The sequence below is a fragment of the Haemophilus parainfluenzae genome (assembly GCF_900638025.1).
GTDB lineage: Bacteria > Pseudomonadota > Gammaproteobacteria > Enterobacterales > Pasteurellaceae > Haemophilus_D > Haemophilus_D parainfluenzae_J.
In genome coordinates this window covers 1,188,364-1,209,620 of the sequence record NZ_LR134481.1, presented here as the reverse complement: position 1 = coordinate 1,209,620, position 21,257 = coordinate 1,188,364, and the positions used below count along the sequence as shown (strand labels likewise).

Here is a 21,257-nt window from a genome sequence, read left to right as displayed (position 1 = left end):
CCGATGTCTGTATTACAAGCTGAATTCCTCGCAAAAAGCTATAAAAGTCGAAAAGTGGTTTCTGATGTGAGTTTAACCGTAAACTCCAATGAAATTGTTGGGCTACTTGGTCCAAATGGTGCAGGTAAAACCACTACTTTCTACATGGTCGTTGGTTTAGTGCGTCACGATCAGGGAAAAATCACCATTGATGGCAATGATATTAGCGTATTACCTATGCATGAACGTGCTCGTCGAGGAATTGGCTATTTACCACAAGAAGCCTCTATTTTCCGTCGTTTAACGGTGTATGAAAACCTTATGGCGGTATTAGAAATTCGTAAAGATCTCACTGCTGAGCAACGCCGAGAGAGAGCGGATGAGTTAATTGATGAGTTCAATATTAGCCATATTCGTGATAGCCTGGGACAATCGCTTTCAGGTGGCGAACGTCGTCGTGTGGAAATTGCGCGCGCCTTAGCAGCAAATCCAAAATTTATTTTACTAGATGAACCTTTTGCTGGTGTGGATCCTATCTCGGTCACGGATATTAAGAAAATCATCACGGATCTCCGTAATCGTGGCTTAGGCGTGTTAATTACCGACCATAACGTACGCGAAACTCTTGATGTCTGTGAACGTGCTTATATTGTTGGCGAAGGGAAAATTATTGCCACGGGTACACCAGAAGAAGTCATGAATGATGTGCACGTTAAGCGTGTCTATTTAGGTGAACAATTTAAATTATAACCATGAAATTTACGACCTTCCTCTCCCCTGATGATATTCGTCAGGGGGTTGTTTTTTCTAGCAAGAAACGATTATTTGAATCCATTGCAGCTTTCGTTGTGGAGAAACTTCATGGCGAAAATGGCGAGCAGACTTGTTTTGAATGTTTATTTGAACGAGAAAAATTAGGCAATTCTGGATTAGGTAATGGCGTCGCAATGCCTAAAGCCAAATTACCTAAAAATGTTTTAGATAAAATATTAACCATATTTATGCAGTTAGACAGTCCTGTTGAATATGACTCTGCAGATAACAAACCGGTAGATATCGTTTTTGCGGTGCTCGTACCAGAAAATCTCTGCCAAGAATACATCCCTGTTTTGGCTAAGCTCACTAAAAAATTAACCGATAAAAGCTTAATTAAACAACTTCGCTCTGCACAAAGTGCGGATGAAATTTGGCAAATTTTTGAATATGCCGATCATTCAGAAGAATCTGAAGACGACACAAATTTAGATAATATTGAACCTCAAGAGGTATAACCTAACCTACTAACCACCATAAGGAATCACGCAGATGGAAATTATTATTATCAGCGGTCGCTCCGGCGCAGGGAAATCTGTCGCATTACGATCTTTGGAAGATATAGGCTATTATTGCGTGGATAATCTCCCTCTCGATTTACTTCCTCAACTCACCAATATTCTCGCCAAAACTCAAACAGCTGTTGCAATCAGTCTTGATATTCGAAATCTTCCTCATTCAAGTGCTGATTTAGACAAGATTCTGACAGATATTCAAACTACTTATTCCGTCAAAATCATCTTTTTGGACAGCGATCGTAGTACACTTATTCGTCGCTACAGCGATTCACGTCGTCTTCATCCACTTTCAGCACAAGATCTCCCGCTTGAATCAGCGATTGATTTAGAATATCAGCAACTTGAGCCTTTAATTCAACATGCTAATTTTATTATTGATACCGCACAACTTTCTACCCATGCGTTATCTGAACGTTTAAGAGAAGTTTTACGTGGTAATACAGATAAAGAACTTAAGATCGTGGTTGAATCGTTTGGCTTTAAATATGGCATTCCACTTGATGCCGATTATGTCTTTGATGTGCGTTTTCTACCTAACCCGCACTGGAATCCAGAACTTCGTCCAATGACAGGGCTTGATGAACCCGTTGCACAATTTTTACTTGCGCATGATGAAGTGAATAATTTTATCTACCAAACACGCAATTACATTGAAACGTGGTTACCGATGTTAGAGCAAAATAACCGAAGCTATCTCACTATTGCCATCGGCTGTACAGGAGGTAAACATCGTTCTGTTTACATTGCTCAACAAATTGGTGAATATTTCCAAGCCAAAGGCAAGAATGTAAAAATTCAACATAAATCCTTGGAAAAGAATAAAAAGAATTAATCAAACCATAAAAAAACACAGCGACTTGCTGCGTTTTTTGTTAAATCACATATTGCTCAAAAATCTCAGGCAAGTGAGTAATTAACGTTTCTTTTCCTTCTACCTTTTCATTCTGCCAAACTTGCAATAGCACATCTGGCGTAAATAATCGTGATGCCAGCTCTGCCAACGGTAAATAGCTAATATGCCAAGGCTCTCGGCCTATTTTTTTACCTTCTGGTTGGCTGATAAATGGCAAAGCAAAACCAAAGTGCGGTAGATTTTCAGTGAGAAATTCACTAAGTTCAAAGAAATAGCCCCCCTTTTCATATTCCCAAGGTTCAAGTTGTAAAGATTGACCTTGAGGCAAAAGATCAGGATCAAAAATATCGATTTCTGTTCCCCAATGATGACGACTGCCACCTGGAAGCGCTGACCAGCGTAAAATCGCTTGTGCTTTTTGCCAATCATCTAATAACGCTAAATCTAATGGATTTCCTGCATCATCATGAACCTTGCGTTCACCGTTAAATTTACCATTCCAAATGAGTTGTTGACGTTCAAAATCACGAAAGCTACTCACAGGCCGCAAATTAAAGCCATTTTTGACCGCACTTTGCTGCAATCCTTGAAACGCTTTCATTGCCTCTGCTTGCAAAAAATGATTCGGAGAATGAGGTGTAGGCAAATTGATCAAATGTTTACGAGATTTGCCGGTTAACATTTCTGGCGTTAATTTCATCTTATTTATCCAATAAATTCATTAACATTTGATGATAAATCTGACCGCACTTGGTCAGATCATCAACGTTTACACATTCATTCACTTTATGAATCGTTGCATTAAGCGGCCCAAATTCCACAACTTCAGCGCCCATTAATGCAATAAAACGTCCGTCAGAGGTACCACCGCCAGTTTCTGCTTGTGGTGTAATACCAGTTGTTTGCTCAATAGCTATCGTTAACGCATCTAATAATTTACCCGGTTTCGTTAAAAATGGTTTACCCGATAAATTCCAATCAATACGATATTTTAAATCATATTTTTCGAGCATTTCTACCACTTTCTGCTTAATGCTTTCGTCAGTGACCTCCGTACAATAACGTAAATTGAATTGCACATAAAGCTCATCAGGGATGATATTATTACTCCCTGTTCCCCCATGAATATTTGCAATTTGTAAACTGGTCGGTGGGAAAAATTCGTTACCATTATCCCATTGATAAGTGGTTAATTCCTGCAAGAAAGGGGCGGCTTTATGAATTGGGTTTACCGCTAAATTAGGATAAGCTACATGACCTTGAATACCTTGAATGTAGAGATTACCTGTAATCGACCCACGACGGCCATTTTTAACCACATCACCCAATGTTTTCGAGCTAGACGGCTCGCCTACCATGCAATAAGTGATTTTATCACCGCGTGCCATTAAGGTTTCGACAACACGTACTGTACCATCTTTCGCGGTGGCCTCTTCATCAGAGGTGATCAATAATGCAATTGTGCCCTTATGATTAGGATTTGCTTTTACATATTCTTCCGTCGCCACAATCATTGCTGCAAGGGATCCTTTCATATCCGCCGCACCACGCCCATAAAGCATGCCATCAATAATCTCAGCAGAAAACGGCGGAAATGACCACTGATTTTCATCGCCAGTAGGCACTACATCCGTATGACCTGCAAAAGCAATAACTGGCTCACCCGCTCCATGTTTTGCCCACAAATTCAACGTATCATTAAAAGGCATCCATTCAATTTGAAAACCTAATTTTTCTAAACGTTCGGCAATAATTTGCTGACAGCCTTCGTCATTCGGGCTAATAGACGGGCGACGAATTAAATCTTGCGCCAACGAAATCACTTTTTCTCTCATAAAAACTCCTAAGAAAATAACCGCACTCTAGGCAAAAGCAGCCTGATATTCCTTCTCATTAAAACCAATTAATGTCTTTCCATCTTGTAAAATAATTGGGCGTTTAATTAAAGTTGGATTTTCCTCCAACACGGAAAGTGCGGTGGTTTTATCAAGAGAATTTTTAACTTGTTCATCCAAATTACGCCAAGTTGTACTGCGTTTATTGACCAATACCTCCCAGCCAAATTGAGCTTCCGCTTGAGTTAAAAAATTCAAATCTAACCCATCAACACGGTAGTCGTGAAGTTTGTGTTCAATATTGTGATCCACCAGCCATTTCAACGCTTTCTTCACTGTATCGCAATTTTTAATGCCGTAAACTGTAATCATATTTTTCTCTCTTTTCTCGCCATTTAATTACAGCATTATACCTGAAAAACGAGCAACAATTCGATGAAAAAACAGATGAAAAAAGTCACTTAGTCAGGCATAATATTGTCAATATACACAGTAAGGAGTCTCAAATGGAACTCACTTTTGAACAAATTTCTGATTTACTCAAAACGCAAAAAAAAGACAAGGAAGAATACGCTTTTAGTTTGGAAGAACGACAATTAGCTGCAAAAGCAAGTTCGGAAGCTTGGAAAGCTATTTTAAATCATAAAATTGAGCCATTCAATTTTAAAAAATAGGGTTGATTATGCTGCCAACATACGATGTTTATATTGCTGAAACATCAGAGGATTGCCTTGAAAAAGATCTTCTAAAACAATTTATCGTGACTTATCTAACTCAAGATGATCTTGATAAACTAAAAATGATTTTAATGAATATCCCGCAACTTAGACCGTTCTGGGGAAAAACTGGCTATAAATACATTACAATAAATAATATCTATTTTTTATATGAAGTGGCCGAAGACGAAAGAAAAGTCATTATTTTAGGTGCTAAATTTAATAATAAACGAAAAACATTTAATTTTGCGAATACACTCAAGCAACAAAAAACAATAAAAAAATGGATTGAGGATTATCCTCAATACTATCCCAATAAATAAGCCCGATTTAATCGGGCTTATTTATTTTTAGTTAGCCTAATAATTTATTAATGCGTTTAATAAACACAGCTGGATTTTCCAAAGATCCGCGCTCTGCTAACATAGCTTGTTCAAGTAATAATTCCACCCAATCAGCAAATTCAGTTTCATCTGCAATACCAGCCACTTTTTTCACTAAATGGTGTTCTGGATTAAGTTCAAAGGTGTATTTTACTTCTGGTACAGGTTGTCCTGCGGCTGCAAACAATTTCGCCATCTGGGTCGTCATTTGATCATTATCCGTAGAAACCACCGCTGGTGTATCCGTTAAATTGTGAGTTAAACGCACCGTTTTCACGCGTTCACCAAGCAAGTTTTTCACACGCTCAATAAAACTACCAAAGGCTTTATCTTGTTGTTTTTGTGTTTCAGATTCTTTATCCGCTAAATCGCCTAAATCCAAATCTGCTTTGGTGATACTTTGTAATGGTTTACCGTCAAATTCAGTTAAATAGCTTAACATCCATTCATCAATGCGATCGGAAAGCAATAAAACCTCAATGCTTTTTTTATTGAATAATTCCAAGTGCGGGCTATTTTTCGCTGCAACATAACTATCAGCTGTAATGTAATAGATAGCTTTTTGCCCCTCTTTCATACGCGATATGTAATCTTCTAAAGAGACAGTTTGTTCGTTGCTATCATTATGCGTTGAAGCAAAACGTAATAACTTCGCAACAGTTTCTTTATTAGAAAAATCTTCTGCTGGGCCTTCTTTCAAGACTAAACCAAACTCTTTCCAGAATTGAAGATATTTTTCTGCATCATCTTTTGCTAATTTTTCTAGCATTTGTAATGAACGCTTAGTTAATGCTTTGCGTAATGCAGCCGTAATTTTGTTATCTTGTAAAATTTCACGAGATACATTTAATGGCAAGTCATTGCTATCAATTAAACCACGCATAAAACGGAGATAATTCGGCATAAATTGCTCAGCATCATCCATAATAAATACACGTTGAACATAAAGTTTTAAGCCGTGTTTATGTTCGCGATTAAATAAATCCCAAGGTGCTTTAGCTGGCACATAAAGCAAACTAGTATATGCTTGATTTCCTTCCACTTTGTTATGCGCCCAAGTCACAGGATCAGCAAAATCATGGCTTAAGTGTTTGTAAAACTCTTTGTATTCCTCATCGGACACATCATTTTTAGAACGCGTCCAAAGTGCATCGGATTTATTAATTTTCTCCCATTTTTCACCGCACTCTTTGCCTTCATCATCGTATTCTTTCGTCAGCATTTCCACTGGTAAGCCAATATGGTCAGAATATTTACCGATAATTTCACGCAAACGCCATTCGTTTAAAAATTCTTTTTCATCTTCACGTAAGTGCAAAATCACATCTGTGCCACGAGATTTTTTCTCAATATCCGCCACAGAATATTCGCCTTCGCCAGCAGATTCCCAAAGTACTGCTTTATCCGCCTCTTCGCCAGCCGCTCTAGTTTTTACAGTCACTTTATCTGCCACAATAAAAGCTGAATAAAAACCTACACCAAATTGCCCAATAAGTTGGCTATTTTTTGCTTGGTCTTGGCCAAGTGCGGTTAAAAATTCTTTTGTTCCTGATTTTGCAATCGTACCCAAATGATCGATGACTTGCTCGCGAGTCATACCTATGCCGTTATCACTAATCGTGATGGTTCCTTTATCCGCATCAAAGCTAACACGCACACGTAAGTCGCCATCGCCTTCATATAAAGCGGAGTTCGAAAGCGCTTTAAAACGTAATTTATCTGCCGCATCAGAGGCATTAGAAATTAATTCACGTAAAAAAATCTCTTTGTTAGAATACAAAGAATGAATCATTAATTGCAGGAGTTGTTTGACTTCAGATTGAAAGCCGCGAGCTTCTTGATTTTGTAACATAATTTTTTCCTTCATAAAAATAAAAATTGAACGTCACAGATATAAGAATAAAAAGAAAGATTTCAAGGGGAAAACCAAAGTGCGGTGAATTTTCACCGTATTTTATTCAAACATTTTCCTAAAATATCTAGAAATGAATAACGGTGATCACTATAAGCAATCACCGTTAAACCAAAAGTGTTTTCTTAAGGAGGTTTTGGGTACTCTAAAAATTAGAATTCGTAACCTACACCTACTTTTGCACCGTAATTATTCACTTTAGTGTCGTCAAAGCTACCTAAACGGTTATATTCTAAACCACCGTTTGCATACACCTTTTCGGCTAATTTATATTTAGCCCCTGCTACGACACCATAGCCTACTTTAGTTTCAGAAGAGCTTTTATAGCGTTGATCTGCCCTTTCTTCAAATTTAAAACGGTTTGCAGCTAAACGAGCGCCAACATAAGGCTCAATTTGAGAGTTAGTATCAAAACCATAAAATACTGTTGCTCCGACGCCTTGAACTTTAGTGCCTTGAAAGCTGCCATGATGAGTATAATCACCTGCTACGCTCACATTACCTAATTTATAACCTACTGCTACACGAGGCTCAACTTTCGTTTTGCTTGAACCACCATGGCTCAATTTAGTTTTTGAAAGACCTAGATCGCCTTCCGCATATAAACCTGCATTTGCTGTTGAAGCCACTGCGAATGCCCCGACAACAATAGCTAATAATGACTTTTTCATTGGATAACTCCTGCTATTTTATTGAAAATACTCAAAATATATCATATCACTTACTTATTTTCACCATGAAAAAATAATTTTCCTTGGCATTTTCGACATAAATAGATAATTTTATTGCGCTGAATACGATTATGCCGACGAATCGTTAAATAATGCGTCTGACATTCACACTGATAAGCAAACATTTTACCTTGTACACTTTTCACATCAAATTGATGACAAGTATCGGCAGAGAGATTAAATAACTGTGTCATCACTGCTTGCCATTCCCGTCCATGCGGTTTCACCCGACCAAATACTTGATACACAATAAGATGAGCTAATTCATGGGGAACTACCTGACGAATAAATTCATCTGAGTTCTCGAGTAGCAAAGTACGGTTAAACTTAATCTGATTTTTCTGCAAGTATGCAACGCCAGCTTTTACACCTCGCAAGTCATAACTGATTGTCGGAATAGGAAATTTCCGTTGAAAGTGATTTTCAGCCAATTGTAATGTTTCTGCAAGTTTGCGCTGTACCTGCATTTTTAAATACCGAAACTGAGTTTGAGATGACATCATCATGTTAAGTAAACAAAAACCGCTAAATTAGCGGTTTTTATTATATACATTTAATTCACTTATTTTAGACCCGCTGCTGCTCGCAATTCTTCAGCGCGATCTACTTTTTCCCATGGGAATTGTTCACGGCCGAAGTGTCCATACGCGGCAGTTTGGCGATAGATTGGTTGAATTAAATTTAACATTTTAATTAAACCATAAGGACGTAAATCAAAGAATTCACGCACTAACTTAACCAATACTTCGTTTGATACTTTTCCTGTACCGAAAGTTTCTACCATGATAGAAGTTGGCTCAGCCACGCCAATTGCATAAGAAAGTTGAATTTCACAACGATCTGCAAGACCTGCTGCAACAATGTTTTTTGCCACATAACGCGCAGCATAAGCCGCTGAACGGTCTACTTTTGATGGATCTTTACCAGAGAATGCGCCACCACCATGACGAGCTGCACCGCCGTAGGTATCAACAATGATTTTACGACCTGTTAAACCACAGTCGCCCATTGGACCACCAATCACAAAACGACCGGTTGGGTTAATGAAATATTTTGTTTGTTGAGATAACCATTCACTTGGCAGAATTGGCTTGATAATTTCTTCCATCACGCCTTCATAAATTTCTTTTTGTGAGACTTCTTCACTATGTTGTGTTGAAAGGACGACTGCATCTACACCCACGATTTTGTTATCTTCGTATTTTAAGGTCACTTGGCTTTTCGCATCTGGGCGTAACCACGCGAGTTTTCCGCTTTTACGCACTTCGGCTTGTTTTTCCATTAAACGGTGTGCATAAGTAATCGCCGCTGGCATTAAAACTTCGGTTTCATTTGTCGCATAACCAAACATAATCCCTTGATCACCCGCACCTTGATCCAATGGATTCTCACGATCCACACCTTGATTAATATCTGATGATTGCTTACCGATCGCATTTAATACGGCACAAGAATTACCATCAAAACCCATTTCAGAATGTTTGTAACCAATATCACAAATCACTTGTCGAGTAAGGTTTTCAATATCAACCCATGCTGATGTGGTAATTTCACCACCGACTAACGCCATCCCTGTTTTGACATAGGTCTCACAAGCCACACGTGCTTTAGGATCTTGTTTTAAAATTTCATCAAGTACTGCATCAGAAATTTGATCGGCAATTTTATCTGGATGTCCTTCTGAAACAGATTCAGAAGTAAATAAATAGCTAGACATAAGTTCTCTTCTTTTTTGGATGTATTGACGTATAGACGTCTATAATACGTATTTTAGGATAATCTTCAAGTATTTCCATCAAGTATTTTTAAAATTTAACCAATTTTGTAAGATTTGTTCACCGAATTCTGACATATAAGACTCTGGATGAAATTGCACTGAAAAAATAGGTAAATTCTTATGCTGTGTTGCCATTAAGATTTCATCATCACAAACGGCTGTAATTTCTAATGCCTCAGGCATACTCTCACTTTGTACTGCCCAAGAATGATAAAGACCTATTTCAAATTGAGCAGGAAGCCCTAAAAATAAGCCTGAATTTGACCGCACTTTTAAGAGTCGTTTTTGCCCATGACGCACACTTGGCAAGTTATAAAGCTCTCCGCCAAAGAATTCACAAAGGGTTTGATGTCCTAAGCAAACACCTAAAATGGACTTTGTTTGATAAAATCGTTCTAACATCACAAATAATTGTGGATACGCGCTTGGAACATCTGGTCCTGGAGAAATTAAAATATGTGTATAATTTTCCACACAATCTAATGATAAATCTTCAACACTGACCACATCAAAACTCACCTGTAATTGGCGAATGAGATCCACTAAATTATAAGTAAAAGAATCATGATTATTGATAACTAAAATTTTTTTCATACGGGCTAGTACCATAATTCGGTGACTAAATTCATTTCAACATTATAGCGATTCTGCGTTAAAATCCTTTTTATTTTTTTATCTACAACTCATGCAAACTTTTATTCATCAAGCTAATGCTTATGGCGCATTACGCCAACCTTTTTTCTTCTTAATTGATTTTGAACAGAAGAAACCTTTAATTTATCCTCTCAACGTTGCCACTCAACAAGGGATATATTGGAATATTCAAAAGGCCCAAAATATCGTTGAAAATCAACCGCACATTGGTTTATCTCTCATTACGAAAAAGCCTATTTCGTTAAATCACTATAAACAAGGGTTTAATCTTGTTCAACACGAATTACAAAAAGGAAATTCCTATTTACTCAATCTCACTTATCCTAGTGAAATCGAATTAAATGGCAACCTAAGCCAAATTTTTCATTCGGTTGAAGCGCCTTATAAATTACTTTTTAAGGATCAATTTGTCTGCTTTTCTCCTGAATCCTTTGTACAAATTCGACAAAACAAAATTTATACGTATCCCATGAAAGGAACGATTGATGCGAGCCAGCCTAATGCCAAAGCGAATTTGTTAAATGATGAAAAAGAGCAACGAGAACATTACACCATTGTAGATTTAATGCGTAATGATCTTTCAATGGTCGCAAAAAACATCAGAGTATCTCGTTTTCGCTACATCGATAGTATTTACACAGAACGAGGCGAAATACTGCAAACCAGTTCAGAAATTTGTGGTGAACTGGAAAATAATTGGCAAAATACAATTGGCTCAATATTAGCTGCACTTTTACCTGCTGGTTCGATTAGCGGTGCGCCTAAAGAAAAAACGGTTTCCATTATTCAACAAGCTGAAAAACAAGCTCGAGGCTATTACACGGGAATTTTCGGTATTTTTGATGGCGAAAACCTAAATAGTGCCGTCGCAATTCGCTTTATTGAACAAAAAAATGATAAATTTTATTTTCGTAGTGGTGGCGGCATTACCATTCAAAGCCAACTTGAAGATGAATATCAAGAGTTGATTGCCAAAGTTTACCTTCCAATTCAAAAGGAAAAGTAATGTTCCCTTTATTTGAAACCATCGCCATTGAAAATGGTAAAATTCAAAATATTGCTCTGCATCAAGCTCGCTATGAGCGTAGCCTTATCACTTATTATGGAAAAAGTGCGGTCACTTTTTTTAATCTTTTAGATCTAATTCAAGCCCCTAAGGAGCTAGATAATAAGCTTGTTCGCTGTCGAATTGACTACAACGCTCATCAAACTAAAATTTCATACCTTGAATATATACCGAAAACACATCGTGTATTCAAGCCCATAGTCTGTAATGAAATTGACTATTCGCTCAAATATGTTGATCGTGAACTTATCAATGCATTATTTGCACAAAAGGGAAAGGCTGATGAAATTATTATTATTAAAGAGGGCTTTGTGACAGACTGCTCTATTGGCAATCTCGCCTTTAGAAAAGGCGGTCAATGGTTCACCCCCAATACCCCTTTATTACAAGGCACACAACGAACATATCTATTGCAATCCGGTCAACTTCAAGAAATTGAAATTAGACAAGAACAACTTGAACAGTTTGACGAAATTCGAGTTATTAATGCCTTGAATGGGCTATAAAATGCCCATTCATTCACTTCATTCTATTTGACTAAATCTAACATTTCTTGCGCATTTGCTAAAGCAAGATCCGTAATTTCACTGCCTCCGAGTAATCTTGCAAGAGCAGGAATGCGCTCTTCTTGAGAAAGTGCGGTCATTTTAGTTTCTGTTTTATCATCAACGGTAAATTTCTCAACATTAAATTGATGATGTCCGTGGCATGCCACTTGTGGTAAATGAGTCACACAAAGCACTTGGCATTTATCACCTAATTGGCGCAATAATTTACCCACTACGCTTGCGGTTTTACCACTAATCCCAACATCAACTTCATCAAAGATCAGTGTTGGAATCGCCGATTGATCTGATGTTAAGACTTGAATCGCTAATGACATACGAGACAATTCACCACCTGATGCCACTTTTGCTAGTGGTTGCGCTTGTTGTCCTAGATTACTGCGTAAAGTAAAGACGATATTATCTGCCCCATTTGCCGCTACTTTAGCTAAATCTGAATTCACGTCAATGAAAAACTCGGCATTCTCCATTGCAAGGCCTTTGATAGAATGTGTCACCTGTCGTGATAATTTCTCTGCAGCTTGGCTACGACTTTCATGTAATTGTTTTGCCGTATGTTGCATTTTCTCAAAGGCAGTTTTTTCTTCCAGAATCAGACGTTCTTCACTTTCTGAAAAATCTAAAAGTGCGGTCAATTCTGCTTTTAATTTTTGATGCCATACCACCAACTCTTCAGGTTTCACATTGTGCTTGCGTGCAAGTTGTAAAGCTTGACCTAAACGTTGTTCAATCTCTTGTAATAACATCGGATCTTGCTCAATATGAGAAGCAAGATGTTGGACTTCATTTGTCGCCTCTTGCACTTGAATAAGCGCATCATTCAACATTGTTTGAACAGAAACATATCGAGGATCTAACTCACTTAATTCATCAATATACTGTGTCGCACGATAAAGCATAGAATCAATACTCACGGTCTCATTTTCACTGAGTAACTGTAAGGCTGATTGTGATAACTGTGTTAGCTGTTCGCTATTTGATAGACGACGTTGATCCTCTTCTAATTCTAAATACTCATTTGGACGAAGGGCAAACTCATCCAATTCTTCTACCTGGTATTGTAAAAGTTGCTTCTTCGCTTCATTCTCGGCGACTTGTTGTTGGAAGTTTTTAACTTGTGTTTGAAGATTTTTCCACGCTCGATAATCTTCTCGCATTTGAGCGAGTAAATCATTGTGATGTGCAAATGTATCCACCAACTGAAGCTGATAATCATTTTTCAATAATAACTGAGAAGCGTGCTGCCCATTAATATGAATAAGATATTGACCAATTTCTTTTAATTGAGAAGCCGATACGGGCGTGCTATTGATAAAGGCTTTAGAACGTCCATCTGCATTAATAACACGACGTAAAATACAATCGGAGGGATTATCAGGATCTTGCAATTCCTGCTGTTGCAACCATTGATAAGCGGGGTTAGTTGGTTCAATAAAAAATGTGGCGCAGATTTCGGCTCTTTCCTGCCCTTCTCGAACCATAGAGGTTTCAATACGTTGTCCCAAGCATAATCCCAACGCATCAATAGCAATAGATTTTCCTGCGCCGGTTTCACCCGTAATTACAGACATTCCTTTCGACAATTCAATTTCTAATTGACGAACAATTGCAAAATTATTGATGATAAGTTGGGTTAGCATAAAAATCTCCTTAACTGTATATCCATATATTATAACTGATATAATATACAGTAAAGAGATTTTTAACTTTTTGAATTAGAAATTTTTAAGCCAGCCTAATTTCGTGCTTAATACATTGTAATAATTATAATTTTTCAGGTGCAATAGGCGCAGTTTATGCGGACTTTTTTCAATATGCACCACATCATCCGGACAAAAATCGAGTGCCATTTGACTATCACAGCCAACCTCTAACTGAGAAGTATTATGCTCGGCAAAGCGAATGGAAATTTTGCTGTCGCCATCAATGACTAATGGTCGAGAAGAAAGTGTGTGCGGGAACATCGGCACAAGGGCAATCGCATTTAAATTTGGCGTTAAAATCGGGCCACCAGCAGAAAGCGAATAAGCCGTTGAACCTGTTGGCGTGGAAATAATCAAGCCGTCTGAACGTTGAGAAAAGGCAAATTTATCATTGATATAAACATGGAAATCAATCATGTGCGCAATTTTAGCCGGGTGAATCACCGCCTCATTTACTGCATTACCACTAGAAATAATTTCACCATTGCGTTCAATTTTAGCTTCCAATAAAAAACGCTCTTCGACAAAAAACTCGCTGCGTTCCAAACAAGCTTCAAGCTGTGCGTAAGCATTTTTCGGATCGATATCGGTCAAAAAGCCCAAGTTACCTCGGTTAATACCAATCATTGGAATATGATATTTAGCCAAAATGCGAGCACGTCCTAGCATATTGCCATCACCACCGATCACAATCACAAGTTGTGCTTGCTCACCGATTTGTTCAACTGTCGCTAACACCTCTTCGGGTAAACCAAATTTTTCACCGACATCTTTTTCCACTAAAACTCGATATCCTCGTTCTTTCAGCCATTGATACAAGTTTTTATGCATTTGCAAATTAAGATCGCGACGCGGTTTTCCCATCAAGGCGATGGTTTTAAATGATTTAACTAATTCATCCATAACTATGATTACTCCCAAGTACAGACTTACTGATTTTTGACCGCACTTGAATTTAAAATTTTAGCCATTATATTACATAGCAATTCAGTTTTGCTAAAATAGCGCTAATTTTTGATCAATGGAGAAAAAGATGTCAGAACAAGCACAAAACTTAAATGAAAATGAAGAACTCGTTGAAGAAGTTCAACAGGAAACCACTTCGACGGAAGATCCGTTAGAAGAAGCGATCGCTCGTGTGCAAGAGCTTGAAGAACAATTAAAAGCACAAGTAGAAGAAACCTCTAAAAAAGAACAAGATTTATTGCTTCGTACTCGTGCAGAAATTGACAATATGCGTCGCCGTAGCGAACAAGATGTTGAAAAAGCACATAAATTTGCATTAGAAAAATTTTCAAAAGACATTTTAAATACCATTGATAACTTAGAGCGTGCGCTTTCAACACCTGCTAATAAGGAAGATGAAAGCATCAAAGCATTATTCGATGGTGTGGAGCTAACCTTAAAAGAGTTACTCTCAACGGTGGCTCGCTTTGGTGTTGAGCCTGTTGGCGCAGTGGGTGAAACCTTTAACCCGGATCTCCACCAAGCCATCTCTATGCAACCAGCTGAAGGGTTTGAAAGCAACCAAATCACCACCGTTTTACAAAAAGGCTATACCTTAAATGGTCGTGTGATTCGCCCAGCTATGGTAATGGTTGCAGCTTAATTTCTTTTCTATGACTTAAAGAGCGGACGATTTTTCGTCCGTTTTTTTATTGCCAAAAATCTTGATTTAGATCAAATTTATTAAAAAATAATTTGCGAATAATTCTCAACAAAAACACTCTTGCTTTCCAGATTTATCAAGGTTTCAACTCAATTTCAACCATCAATAAACATAAAATATCACTACATATTGTGTATTGATCTGTTAAATGAAACTATATATAGTGATTTCAATTTTTTCATAGCTACCTTACAGGAGTCATAAAATGAACGCTTTCTTTGTGATTAAGCGTGATGGTTCACGAATTGGGTTTGACCTACAACGTATTACTAATGCAATCAAAAAAGCAGCAAGTGCGGTCAATATTGTTGATGAAATTTATATTCATGATCTGAGCCAGCAGATTAATACTGAAATTTTTAGTCATTATCAGCATGAAATTGATATCAACCAGATTCAAAAAATTGTTGAAAATCACTTAATGACAAGTAAGTATCCACAAATTGCACGTGCTTATATTGAATATCGTCACGATCGTAATCTTGCACGTGAAAAACGCAGCCAATTAACCAAAGAAATTGAAGGGCTGATTGAGCAAAGCAATGTAGAATTGCTCAATGAAAATGCGAATAAAGATGCGAAAGTTATCCCTACCCAACGTGATTTACTGGCGGGTATTATGGCAAAACATTATGCCAAACGTCATATTCTGCCAAGAGATGTTGTTGAAGCCCATGAAAAAGGGGAAATCCACTATCACGACTTAGACTACGCACCATTTTTCCCGATGTTTAACTGCATGCTCGTTGATCTAAAAGGCATGCTTTCTCATGGTTTTAAAATGGGTAATGCTGAAATTGAGCCGCCTAAATCTATCGGTACAGCAACAGCGGTTACCGCACAAATTATTGCTCAAGTAGCCAGCCATATTTATGGCGGTACAACCATTAATCGCATTGATGAAGTGCTTTCGCCTTATGTTCAACTCAGTTTTGAAAAACATTTGAAAAATGCCGCCCAATGGCAAATTCCGGATGCGGAAGGTTATGCGAAAGCGCTAATTGAAAAAGAATGTTTTGATGCGTTTCAATCCCTCGAATATGAAGTCAATACGCTCCATACGTCAAATGGCCAAACGCCGTTTGTGACCTTTGGTTTTGGCTTAGGCACAAGTTGGCAAGAACGTTTGATTCAGCAATCAATTTTGAAAAACCGTATTCGTGGTTTGGGTAAAAATCACAAAACACCTGTCTTCCCTAAACTGGTCTTTACCATTAAAAAAGGCGTGAACCAAAACGAACAAGATCCGAACTATGACATTAAAAAACTGGCATTAGAATGCGCTTCAAAACGCATGTATCCAGATATTTTAAACTATGATCAAGTGGTTAAAGTCACAGGCTCATTCAAAGCGCCAATGGGTTGTCGTAGCTTCTTAGGTGCCTATGAAGAAAACGAGCATGAAGTGCATGATGGTCGCAATAATTTAGGTGTGGTGAGTTTGAATCTGCCCCGTATTGCCCTTGAAGCGCAAGGAAACGAAGAAAAATTCTACCGCACTTTAGATGAACGCTTAGCCCTCGCGAAGAAAGCCTTGCTTACCCGTATTGCTCGCTTAGAAAATACCAAAGCTCGTGTCGCGCCAATTCTCTATATGGAAGGCGCTTGTGGTGTTCGACTAAACGCCGACGATAATGTTGCGGATATTTTCAAAAATGGACGAGCATCAATTTCTTTAGGCTATATTGGTATTCACGAAACCATCAATGCGCTGTATAAAAAAGGGCATATTTTTGACGATGTGCAACTACGTGAAAAAGGTATCGCGATTGTGCGTCGTTTAAGTGAAGCGGTAAAACAATGGCAGAAAGAAACGGGTTATGCATTTAGCCTTTATTCCACACCAAGTGAAAACTTGTGTGATCGTTTCTGTCGCTTAGATACCAAACAATTTGGCGTTATTGAAGGCGTTACCGATAAAGGCTACTATACTAACAGCTATCACTTAGATGTAGAGAAAAAAGTTAATCCATACGATAAATTAGACTTTGAAATGCCTTATCCTGAATTAGCCAGTGGTGGCTTCATTTGTTATGGCGAATACCCAAATATTCAACATAATCTCAAAGCTCTCGAAGATGTGTGGGATTATAGCTACGATCGCGTACCTTATTACGGCACGAATACGCCAATTGATGAATGTTATGAATGTGGTTTTACAGGAGAGTTTAATTGCACAAGTAAAGGCTTTGTCTGTCCAAAATGCGGTAATCATGACAGTGCAAAAGTCTCCGTGACCCGACGGGTTTGTGGTTATCTCGGCAGCCCTGACGCTCGTCCATTCAATGCGGGCAAGCAAGAAGAAGTAAAACGTCGAGTAAAACACCTATAATGTTGTAACATTGATTATGATAAAATAGCTCATCAAAAGTGAGCTATTTTTATTTCAACAAAGAAGGAAGTACTATGCCAACACTTACACAAATCACTCAATCCATCATGCAAGATCCCGACAATCAATCGTTCACCAAAAAAGGCATTGAACCGCTTTTTGCTGCGCCAACTACCGCTCGTATTAATATCGTCGGACAAGCACCTGGAATTAAAGCCCAAGAAAGTCGTTTATACTGGAATGATAAAAGCGGTGATCGACTACGTGAATGGCTAGGTGTGGATCGTGATACCTTTTATCACTCAGGTATGTTTGCAGTCATCCCAATGGATTTTTATTACCCAGGAAAAGGCAAATCGGGTGATTTACCGCCACGCAAAGGCTTTGCAGAGAAATGGCATGCACCGATTTTAGCTAACTTGCCCAATATAGAACTCACCATTCTTATCGGGCAATATGCACAAAAATATTATTTACCGGAAAACAAGCTTAATGTAACTGAAACAGTTCACCATTTCCGTAATTTTCTGCCTCACTTTCTCCCGCTCGTTCACCCTTCTCCACGCAACCAAATTTGGCTCAAGAAAAATCCATGGTTTGAGCAAGAGATTGTGCCAACATTGCAAAAGCAAGTAAAAATGATTTTATCTTATTAGTTTAACATCTGATTTATAGATTATCTTTAATAAATTCAATATATTAATAGTTTTTTATTATGATACTAATCCGTTTTAAGTATGTCTTCTTTTCTGATTAATCTTTCTTGTGCTACAATCGGTGACTATTAACAAATATGAGGAAAAATATGCAACAAACCCCTGTTACTAACTCAAGAGCCAAAGCTTGGAATAAAAATGCGATTATATTCCTCGTCGATGTTGTGCTCTTCTTTGTTTTATTAAACACGCTTCCTTTTGAGCTAGCAGTCAATAAAGGTTTAGCATTATTAGCATTCGTAGCAATTTTATGGCTTACTGAAGCAGTGAATGTCACGATTACAGCGCTATTTGTCCCTATCCTGTCCGTATTATTAGGATTGGTAAATAGTCGCGAGGCCTTAGTGGCTTTTGCCGATCCAACTATTTTCTTATTTTTTGGCGGATTCGCACTTGCTACCGCATTAAATGTGCAAAAAATTGATCAAATGATTGCCAATAAAATTATGCAATTAGCCAAAGGTCGATTATTCATTGCTGTTCTTTATCTATTCTTAGCCACGGCTTTTTTATCTATGTGGATGAGTAATACGGCTACAGCGGCAATGATGATACCACTTTCCATGACGATCTTAAGCCAATTAGATCGTAATAAAGAACATAACACTTATATATTTGTATTATTAGGAATCGCCTATAGTGCCACTATTGGGGGAATGGGGACTTTGGTAGGAAGCCCTCCGAATGCTATTGCGGCCTCACAACTCCATTTAGATTTTGCTAGTTGGTTAATGTTTGGCACACCTGTTATGCTCATTTTATTCCCAATTATCATCGGTTGGTTATACATCGTCTTTAAACCGAAATTAAATCTTCATTTTGAAGCCGAATTTGCCAAAATCCATATGAATAAAAAACGTATTTTAACTTTAGCGATTTTTGTATCAGTGGCAATTCTTTGGATTTTTGGCGGCTATCTCAATCCAATTATTTCTCAACTATTAGGACTCCCTAAACCAATCGGCAGTTTTGATAGTATGGTCGCACTCTCTGCAGCAATTGTTATTTGTGTAACAGGCATCGCAAGCTGGAAAGAAGTTCAAGAAAATACGGAATGGGGCGTACTTTTCCTCTTTGGTGGTGGTTTAACATTAAGCTCGGTTCTTACCCATTCTGGCGCAAGCAAAATCATGGCGGACGGTATCGTCTTTATTATTGAAGGTGGCCACTACTATGTGATGGCATTAATTGTTGCAGCCTTTATTGTCGTTTTAACTGAGTTTACCTCAAATACAGCAAGTGCAGCCTTACTCGTCCCAATCTTTATATCTATCGCTCAAGCACTCAATATGCCTCCGCTGGGTTTTGCGATGATTATTGGCTTAGGCGCATCTTGTGCCTTTATGATGCCAGTGGGAACGCCGCCTAATGCAATTGTATACTCCACTGGTTTTGTTAAACAGTCAGAGATGGTTCGTGTCGGTAAATTTATTGATTTAACCTGTATAGTTATTATTGCAACCATTGCTTATCTGTTCTGGATGTAGCTTTAAAATCAAACAAGTGCGGTTGAAAATAACGTGATTTTTAACTGTACTTTTTTTACCTTTCATTACGCAAACGTTTGCCATAGATGAAAATTAACGTATAATTCGCGCAATTTTTTCTATCTAAGGGAACCTAATGAATAACAATCTACTTTATACCGTGGAAGACAAACCACCTTTCGGATTGAGTTTACTCCTTGCGGCACAACATTTACTTGCCGCACTCGGGGGGATTATTGCCGTACCATTGGTCATTGGTAACGTCTTAAAATTACCTACCGAAGATACCATTACGCTAGTGAATGCTGCACTCTTGATTTCTGGCGTGGTCACCGTTATTCAATGCAAAGGCCTGGGGCCTATAGGCATTCGTTTGCCTAGTGTGATGGGAACCAGTTTTACTTTCGTTGCCGCTGCACTGGCCATTGGTTTCAGTGAATATGGCATCGCCGGTATATTAGGTTCCTCTCTCATTGGTTCCTTAGTGATGATTATCGGCAGTTTCTTTATGCCGTATATTCGCAAATTGTTCCCACCGCTTGTGACAGGGACTGTCGTCATGATGATCGGCTTAAGCCTCATTCCTGTTGCGGTTGACTGGTTTGCGGGTGGTCAACGTGGTGATGCGAATTATGCGACGCCAGAAAATTTAATGATGGCGAGCTTTGTATTAATCATCGTTGTAGCACTCGTGCAATGGGGCAAAGGCATTTTCTCCGCCGCAGCGATCGTTATTGGGATGATGACAGGCTATCTCGTTTGTTTAGCCATGGGCTGGGTGAGCTTTGAAGGCGTAAAACAAGCGCAAACTTTCGCAATTCCACAACCGCTACACTTTGGTTTAGCCTTCCCTATTTCAGGTATTATCGGCATGTCCATTGCCTATTTAGTGACGATCGTTGAATCAAGCGGTAACTTCTTAGCACTAGGTAATGCAACCCAAACAGAAATTACCGGCAAACATTTACGTGGCGGGGTTCTAGCCGATGGTTTAGGTTCAGCTTTAGCTGCCATTATGTCCACCACACCATTCTCTTCATTCTCTCAAAACATTGGTGTCATTTCACTAACGGGCGTGGCAAGCCGTCACGTGGTTGCGCTAACCGGTGTACTTCTAGCGCTAGCGGGCTTATTCCCTGTATTTGGCGCATTAATTGTTTCAATTCCATTGCCTGTATTAGGTGGTGCAGGCTTAATGATGTTCGCGATGATTATCGCTGCGGGTATCCAAATGTTAGACAAAGTCGCACGTAGCAAACGCAATGGTTTAATTATTGCCATTTCCATTGGCTGTGGCTTAGCCGTGACAACTCGTCCAGAATTGCTTGATAAATTACCGCACTTTTTCAAAGAAGTGCTCGGTTCAGGCATTACCGTAGGCTCATTACTTGCCTTAATCCTTAACCTCGTGCTTCCAGAAGATAAAGTGGAAGAAACAAAAGAATAAAAATAGATAGCGAATAAGGGCAGATTAACACTGCCCTTTTCTTTTCCTGTAAAATATTTCTAAAACTGACCGCACTTTGTTAAAATCAGGCATCATTTTC

Annotated in this window: 22 protein-coding genes; 12 read left to right on the top strand and 10 right to left on the bottom strand. The window is 38.4% G+C overall.

The window, feature by feature from the left end:
• Positions 1–3: 3 nt before the first annotated feature.
• From lptB to rapZ, 3 genes are read left to right on the top strand one after another with little or no spacing between them, the layout of a single operon-like run.
• Positions 4–729: an LPS export ABC transporter ATP-binding protein gene (lptB, locus tag EL215_RS06215; protein ID WP_126470917.1), complete on the top strand. Its 726-nt coding sequence runs from the start codon at positions 4–6 to the stop codon at positions 727–729.
• Between the two features lie 2 nt (positions 730–731).
• Positions 732–1,250 carry a PTS IIA-like nitrogen regulatory protein PtsN gene (gene ptsN, locus EL215_RS06210; RefSeq protein ID WP_126470915.1) on the top strand — a complete coding sequence of 173 codons (519 nt, stop codon included), beginning with the start codon at positions 732–734 and terminating at the stop codon, positions 1,248–1,250.
• A gap of 34 nt (positions 1,251–1,284) precedes the next feature.
• Positions 1,285–2,142 carry an RNase adapter RapZ gene (rapZ, locus tag EL215_RS06205; protein WP_126470913.1) on the top strand — a complete coding sequence of 286 codons (858 nt, stop codon included), beginning with the start codon at positions 1,285–1,287 and terminating at the stop codon, positions 2,140–2,142.
• A 40-nt stretch (positions 2,143–2,182) separates the two neighbouring features.
• On the opposite strand, the gene EL215_RS06200 is transcribed toward rapZ, so the two are convergent.
• The 3 genes from EL215_RS06200 to EL215_RS06190 are packed head-to-tail and all read right to left on the bottom strand — an operon-like array spanning position 2,183 to position 4,370.
• Positions 2,183–2,863 carry a M15 family metallopeptidase gene (locus EL215_RS06200; protein ID WP_126470911.1) on the bottom strand — a complete coding sequence of 227 codons (681 nt, stop codon included), beginning with the start codon at positions 2,861–2,863 and terminating at the stop codon, positions 2,183–2,185.
• Between the two features lies 1 nt (position 2,864).
• Positions 2,865–3,998, bottom strand: coding sequence for a succinyl-diaminopimelate desuccinylase (gene dapE, locus EL215_RS06195; protein ID WP_126470909.1), 1,134 nt, complete (start codon positions 3,996–3,998; stop codon positions 2,865–2,867).
• Positions 3,999–4,025: 27 nt separating this feature from the next.
• A complete protein-coding gene (locus tag EL215_RS06190) occupies positions 4,026–4,370 on the bottom strand; it encodes an ArsC family reductase (protein WP_126470907.1) in 345 nt (114 codons plus the stop codon).
• Positions 4,371–4,504: 134 nt separating this feature from the next.
• Between EL215_RS06190 and EL215_RS10270 the strand changes: the two genes are divergently transcribed.
• Positions 4,505–4,672 carry a hypothetical protein gene (locus tag EL215_RS10270; protein WP_164757058.1) on the top strand — a complete coding sequence of 56 codons (168 nt, stop codon included), beginning with the start codon at positions 4,505–4,507 and terminating at the stop codon, positions 4,670–4,672.
• An 8-nt stretch (positions 4,673–4,680) separates the two neighbouring features.
• Positions 4,681–5,037: a hypothetical protein gene (locus EL215_RS06185; RefSeq protein ID WP_126470905.1), complete on the top strand. Its 357-nt coding sequence runs from the start codon at positions 4,681–4,683 to the stop codon at positions 5,035–5,037.
• 31 nt (positions 5,038–5,068) lie between these two features.
• Here the strand turns inward: EL215_RS06185 and htpG are convergent, their stop codons facing one another.
• From htpG to EL215_RS06160, 5 genes are all read right to left on the bottom strand, one after another.
• A complete protein-coding gene (gene htpG / locus EL215_RS06180) occupies positions 5,069–6,949 on the bottom strand; it encodes a molecular chaperone HtpG (protein WP_164757057.1) in 1,881 nt (626 codons plus the stop codon).
• A gap of 212 nt (positions 6,950–7,161) precedes the next feature.
• Positions 7,162–7,680 (bottom strand): opacity family porin, encoded by a 519-nt coding sequence (locus tag EL215_RS06175; RefSeq protein WP_049356673.1) that lies wholly within the window; start codon positions 7,678–7,680, stop codon positions 7,162–7,164.
• A gap of 50 nt (positions 7,681–7,730) precedes the next feature.
• A complete protein-coding gene (locus tag EL215_RS06170) occupies positions 7,731–8,246 on the bottom strand; it encodes a SprT family zinc-dependent metalloprotease (RefSeq protein ID WP_126470901.1) in 516 nt (171 codons plus the stop codon).
• Positions 8,247–8,302: 56 nt separating this feature from the next.
• Entirely contained in the window at positions 8,303–9,457 is a 1,155-nt protein-coding gene (gene metK / locus EL215_RS06165) for a methionine adenosyltransferase (protein WP_005696483.1), read from the bottom strand.
• Between the two features lie 78 nt (positions 9,458–9,535).
• Entirely contained in the window at positions 9,536–10,126 is a 591-nt protein-coding gene (locus EL215_RS06160; RefSeq protein WP_049356665.1) for an anthranilate synthase component II, read from the bottom strand.
• A gap of 76 nt (positions 10,127–10,202) precedes the next feature.
• Between EL215_RS06160 and EL215_RS06155 the strand changes: the two genes are divergently transcribed.
• On the top strand, positions 10,203–11,177 hold the full coding sequence (locus tag EL215_RS06155) for an aminodeoxychorismate synthase component I (RefSeq protein WP_126470899.1): 975 nt from the start codon (positions 10,203–10,205) through the stop codon (positions 11,175–11,177).
• A complete protein-coding gene (locus EL215_RS06150; protein WP_049356662.1) occupies positions 11,177–11,743 on the top strand; it encodes an aminotransferase class IV family protein in 567 nt (188 codons plus the stop codon). Before EL215_RS06155 ends, EL215_RS06150 begins: the two co-directional genes overlap by 1 nt.
• A 23-nt stretch (positions 11,744–11,766) precedes the next feature.
• Here EL215_RS06150 and recN read toward each other — a convergent pair whose 3' ends face one another.
• Both recN and EL215_RS06140 read right to left on the bottom strand, forming a co-directional pair.
• A complete protein-coding gene (recN, locus tag EL215_RS06145; RefSeq protein WP_126470897.1) occupies positions 11,767–13,443 on the bottom strand; it encodes a DNA repair protein RecN in 1,677 nt (558 codons plus the stop codon).
• 75 nt (positions 13,444–13,518) lie between these two features.
• Positions 13,519–14,409: an NAD(+) kinase gene (locus tag EL215_RS06140; RefSeq protein WP_126470895.1), complete on the bottom strand. Its 891-nt coding sequence runs from the start codon at positions 14,407–14,409 to the stop codon at positions 13,519–13,521.
• Positions 14,410–14,539: 130 nt separating this feature from the next.
• Here EL215_RS06140 and grpE point away from each other — a divergent pair, with 130 nt between their 5' ends.
• The 5 genes from grpE (at position 14,540) to EL215_RS06115 (ending at position 21,157) form a co-directional block, all read left to right on the top strand.
• Positions 14,540–15,115, top strand: coding sequence for a nucleotide exchange factor GrpE (grpE, locus tag EL215_RS06135; protein ID WP_049356656.1), 576 nt, complete (start codon positions 14,540–14,542; stop codon positions 15,113–15,115).
• 265 nt (positions 15,116–15,380) lie between these two features.
• Entirely contained in the window at positions 15,381–17,507 is a 2,127-nt protein-coding gene (gene nrdD, locus EL215_RS06130) for an anaerobic ribonucleoside-triphosphate reductase (protein ID WP_126470893.1), read from the top strand.
• A 74-nt stretch (positions 17,508–17,581) separates the two neighbouring features.
• The gene (locus EL215_RS06125) at positions 17,582–18,163 is read left to right on the top strand and encodes a uracil-DNA glycosylase family protein (protein ID WP_126470891.1); all 582 of its coding nucleotides are present in this window, start codon (positions 17,582–17,584) and stop codon (positions 18,161–18,163) included.
• A 149-nt stretch (positions 18,164–18,312) separates the two neighbouring features.
• Entirely contained in the window at positions 18,313–19,710 is a 1,398-nt protein-coding gene (locus EL215_RS06120) for a DASS family sodium-coupled anion symporter (protein WP_164757056.1), read from the top strand.
• A 136-nt stretch (positions 19,711–19,846) separates the two neighbouring features.
• Positions 19,847–21,157, top strand: coding sequence for a nucleobase:cation symporter-2 family protein (locus EL215_RS06115; protein ID WP_126470889.1), 1,311 nt, complete (start codon positions 19,847–19,849; stop codon positions 21,155–21,157).
• The last annotated feature ends 100 nt before the right edge of the window (positions 21,158–21,257 follow it).

Coding starts and splice junctions, on each gene's coding strand:
- lptB (WP_126470917.1), top strand. CDS start 4: ATGTCTGTATTACAAGCTGAATTCCTCGCAAAAAGCTATAAAAGTCGA.
- ptsN (WP_126470915.1), top strand. CDS start 732: ATGAAATTTACGACCTTCCTCTCCCCTGATGATATTCGTCAGGGGGTT.
- rapZ (WP_126470913.1), top strand. CDS start 1,285: ATGGAAATTATTATTATCAGCGGTCGCTCCGGCGCAGGGAAATCTGTC.
- EL215_RS06200 (WP_126470911.1), bottom strand. CDS start 2,863: ATGAAATTAACGCCAGAAATGTTAACCGGCAAATCTCGTAAACATTTG.
- dapE (WP_126470909.1), bottom strand. CDS start 3,998: ATGAGAGAAAAAGTGATTTCGTTGGCGCAAGATTTAATTCGTCGCCCG.
- EL215_RS06190 (WP_126470907.1), bottom strand. CDS start 4,370: ATGATTACAGTTTACGGCATTAAAAATTGCGATACAGTGAAGAAAGCG.
- EL215_RS10270 (WP_164757058.1), top strand. CDS start 4,505: ATGGAACTCACTTTTGAACAAATTTCTGATTTACTCAAAACGCAAAAA.
- EL215_RS06185 (WP_126470905.1), top strand. CDS start 4,681: ATGCTGCCAACATACGATGTTTATATTGCTGAAACATCAGAGGATTGC.
- htpG (WP_164757057.1), bottom strand. CDS start 6,949: ATGTTACAAAATCAAGAAGCTCGCGGCTTTCAATCTGAAGTCAAACAA.
- EL215_RS06175 (WP_049356673.1), bottom strand. CDS start 7,680: ATGAAAAAGTCATTATTAGCTATTGTTGTCGGGGCATTCGCAGTGGCT.
- EL215_RS06170 (WP_126470901.1), bottom strand. CDS start 8,246: ATGATGATGTCATCTCAAACTCAGTTTCGGTATTTAAAAATGCAGGTA.
- metK (WP_005696483.1), bottom strand. CDS start 9,457: ATGTCTAGCTATTTATTTACTTCTGAATCTGTTTCAGAAGGACATCCA.
- EL215_RS06160 (WP_049356665.1), bottom strand. CDS start 10,126: ATGGTACTAGCCCGTATGAAAAAAATTTTAGTTATCAATAATCATGAT.
- EL215_RS06155 (WP_126470899.1), top strand. CDS start 10,203: ATGCAAACTTTTATTCATCAAGCTAATGCTTATGGCGCATTACGCCAA.
- EL215_RS06150 (WP_049356662.1), top strand. CDS start 11,177: ATGTTCCCTTTATTTGAAACCATCGCCATTGAAAATGGTAAAATTCAA.
- recN (WP_126470897.1), bottom strand. CDS start 13,443: ATGCTAACCCAACTTATCATCAATAATTTTGCAATTGTTCGTCAATTA.
- EL215_RS06140 (WP_126470895.1), bottom strand. CDS start 14,409: ATGGATGAATTAGTTAAATCATTTAAAACCATCGCCTTGATGGGAAAA.
- grpE (WP_049356656.1), top strand. CDS start 14,540: ATGTCAGAACAAGCACAAAACTTAAATGAAAATGAAGAACTCGTTGAA.
- nrdD (WP_126470893.1), top strand. CDS start 15,381: ATGAACGCTTTCTTTGTGATTAAGCGTGATGGTTCACGAATTGGGTTT.
- EL215_RS06125 (WP_126470891.1), top strand. CDS start 17,582: ATGCCAACACTTACACAAATCACTCAATCCATCATGCAAGATCCCGAC.
- EL215_RS06120 (WP_164757056.1), top strand. CDS start 18,313: ATGCAACAAACCCCTGTTACTAACTCAAGAGCCAAAGCTTGGAATAAA.
- EL215_RS06115 (WP_126470889.1), top strand. CDS start 19,847: ATGAATAACAATCTACTTTATACCGTGGAAGACAAACCACCTTTCGGA.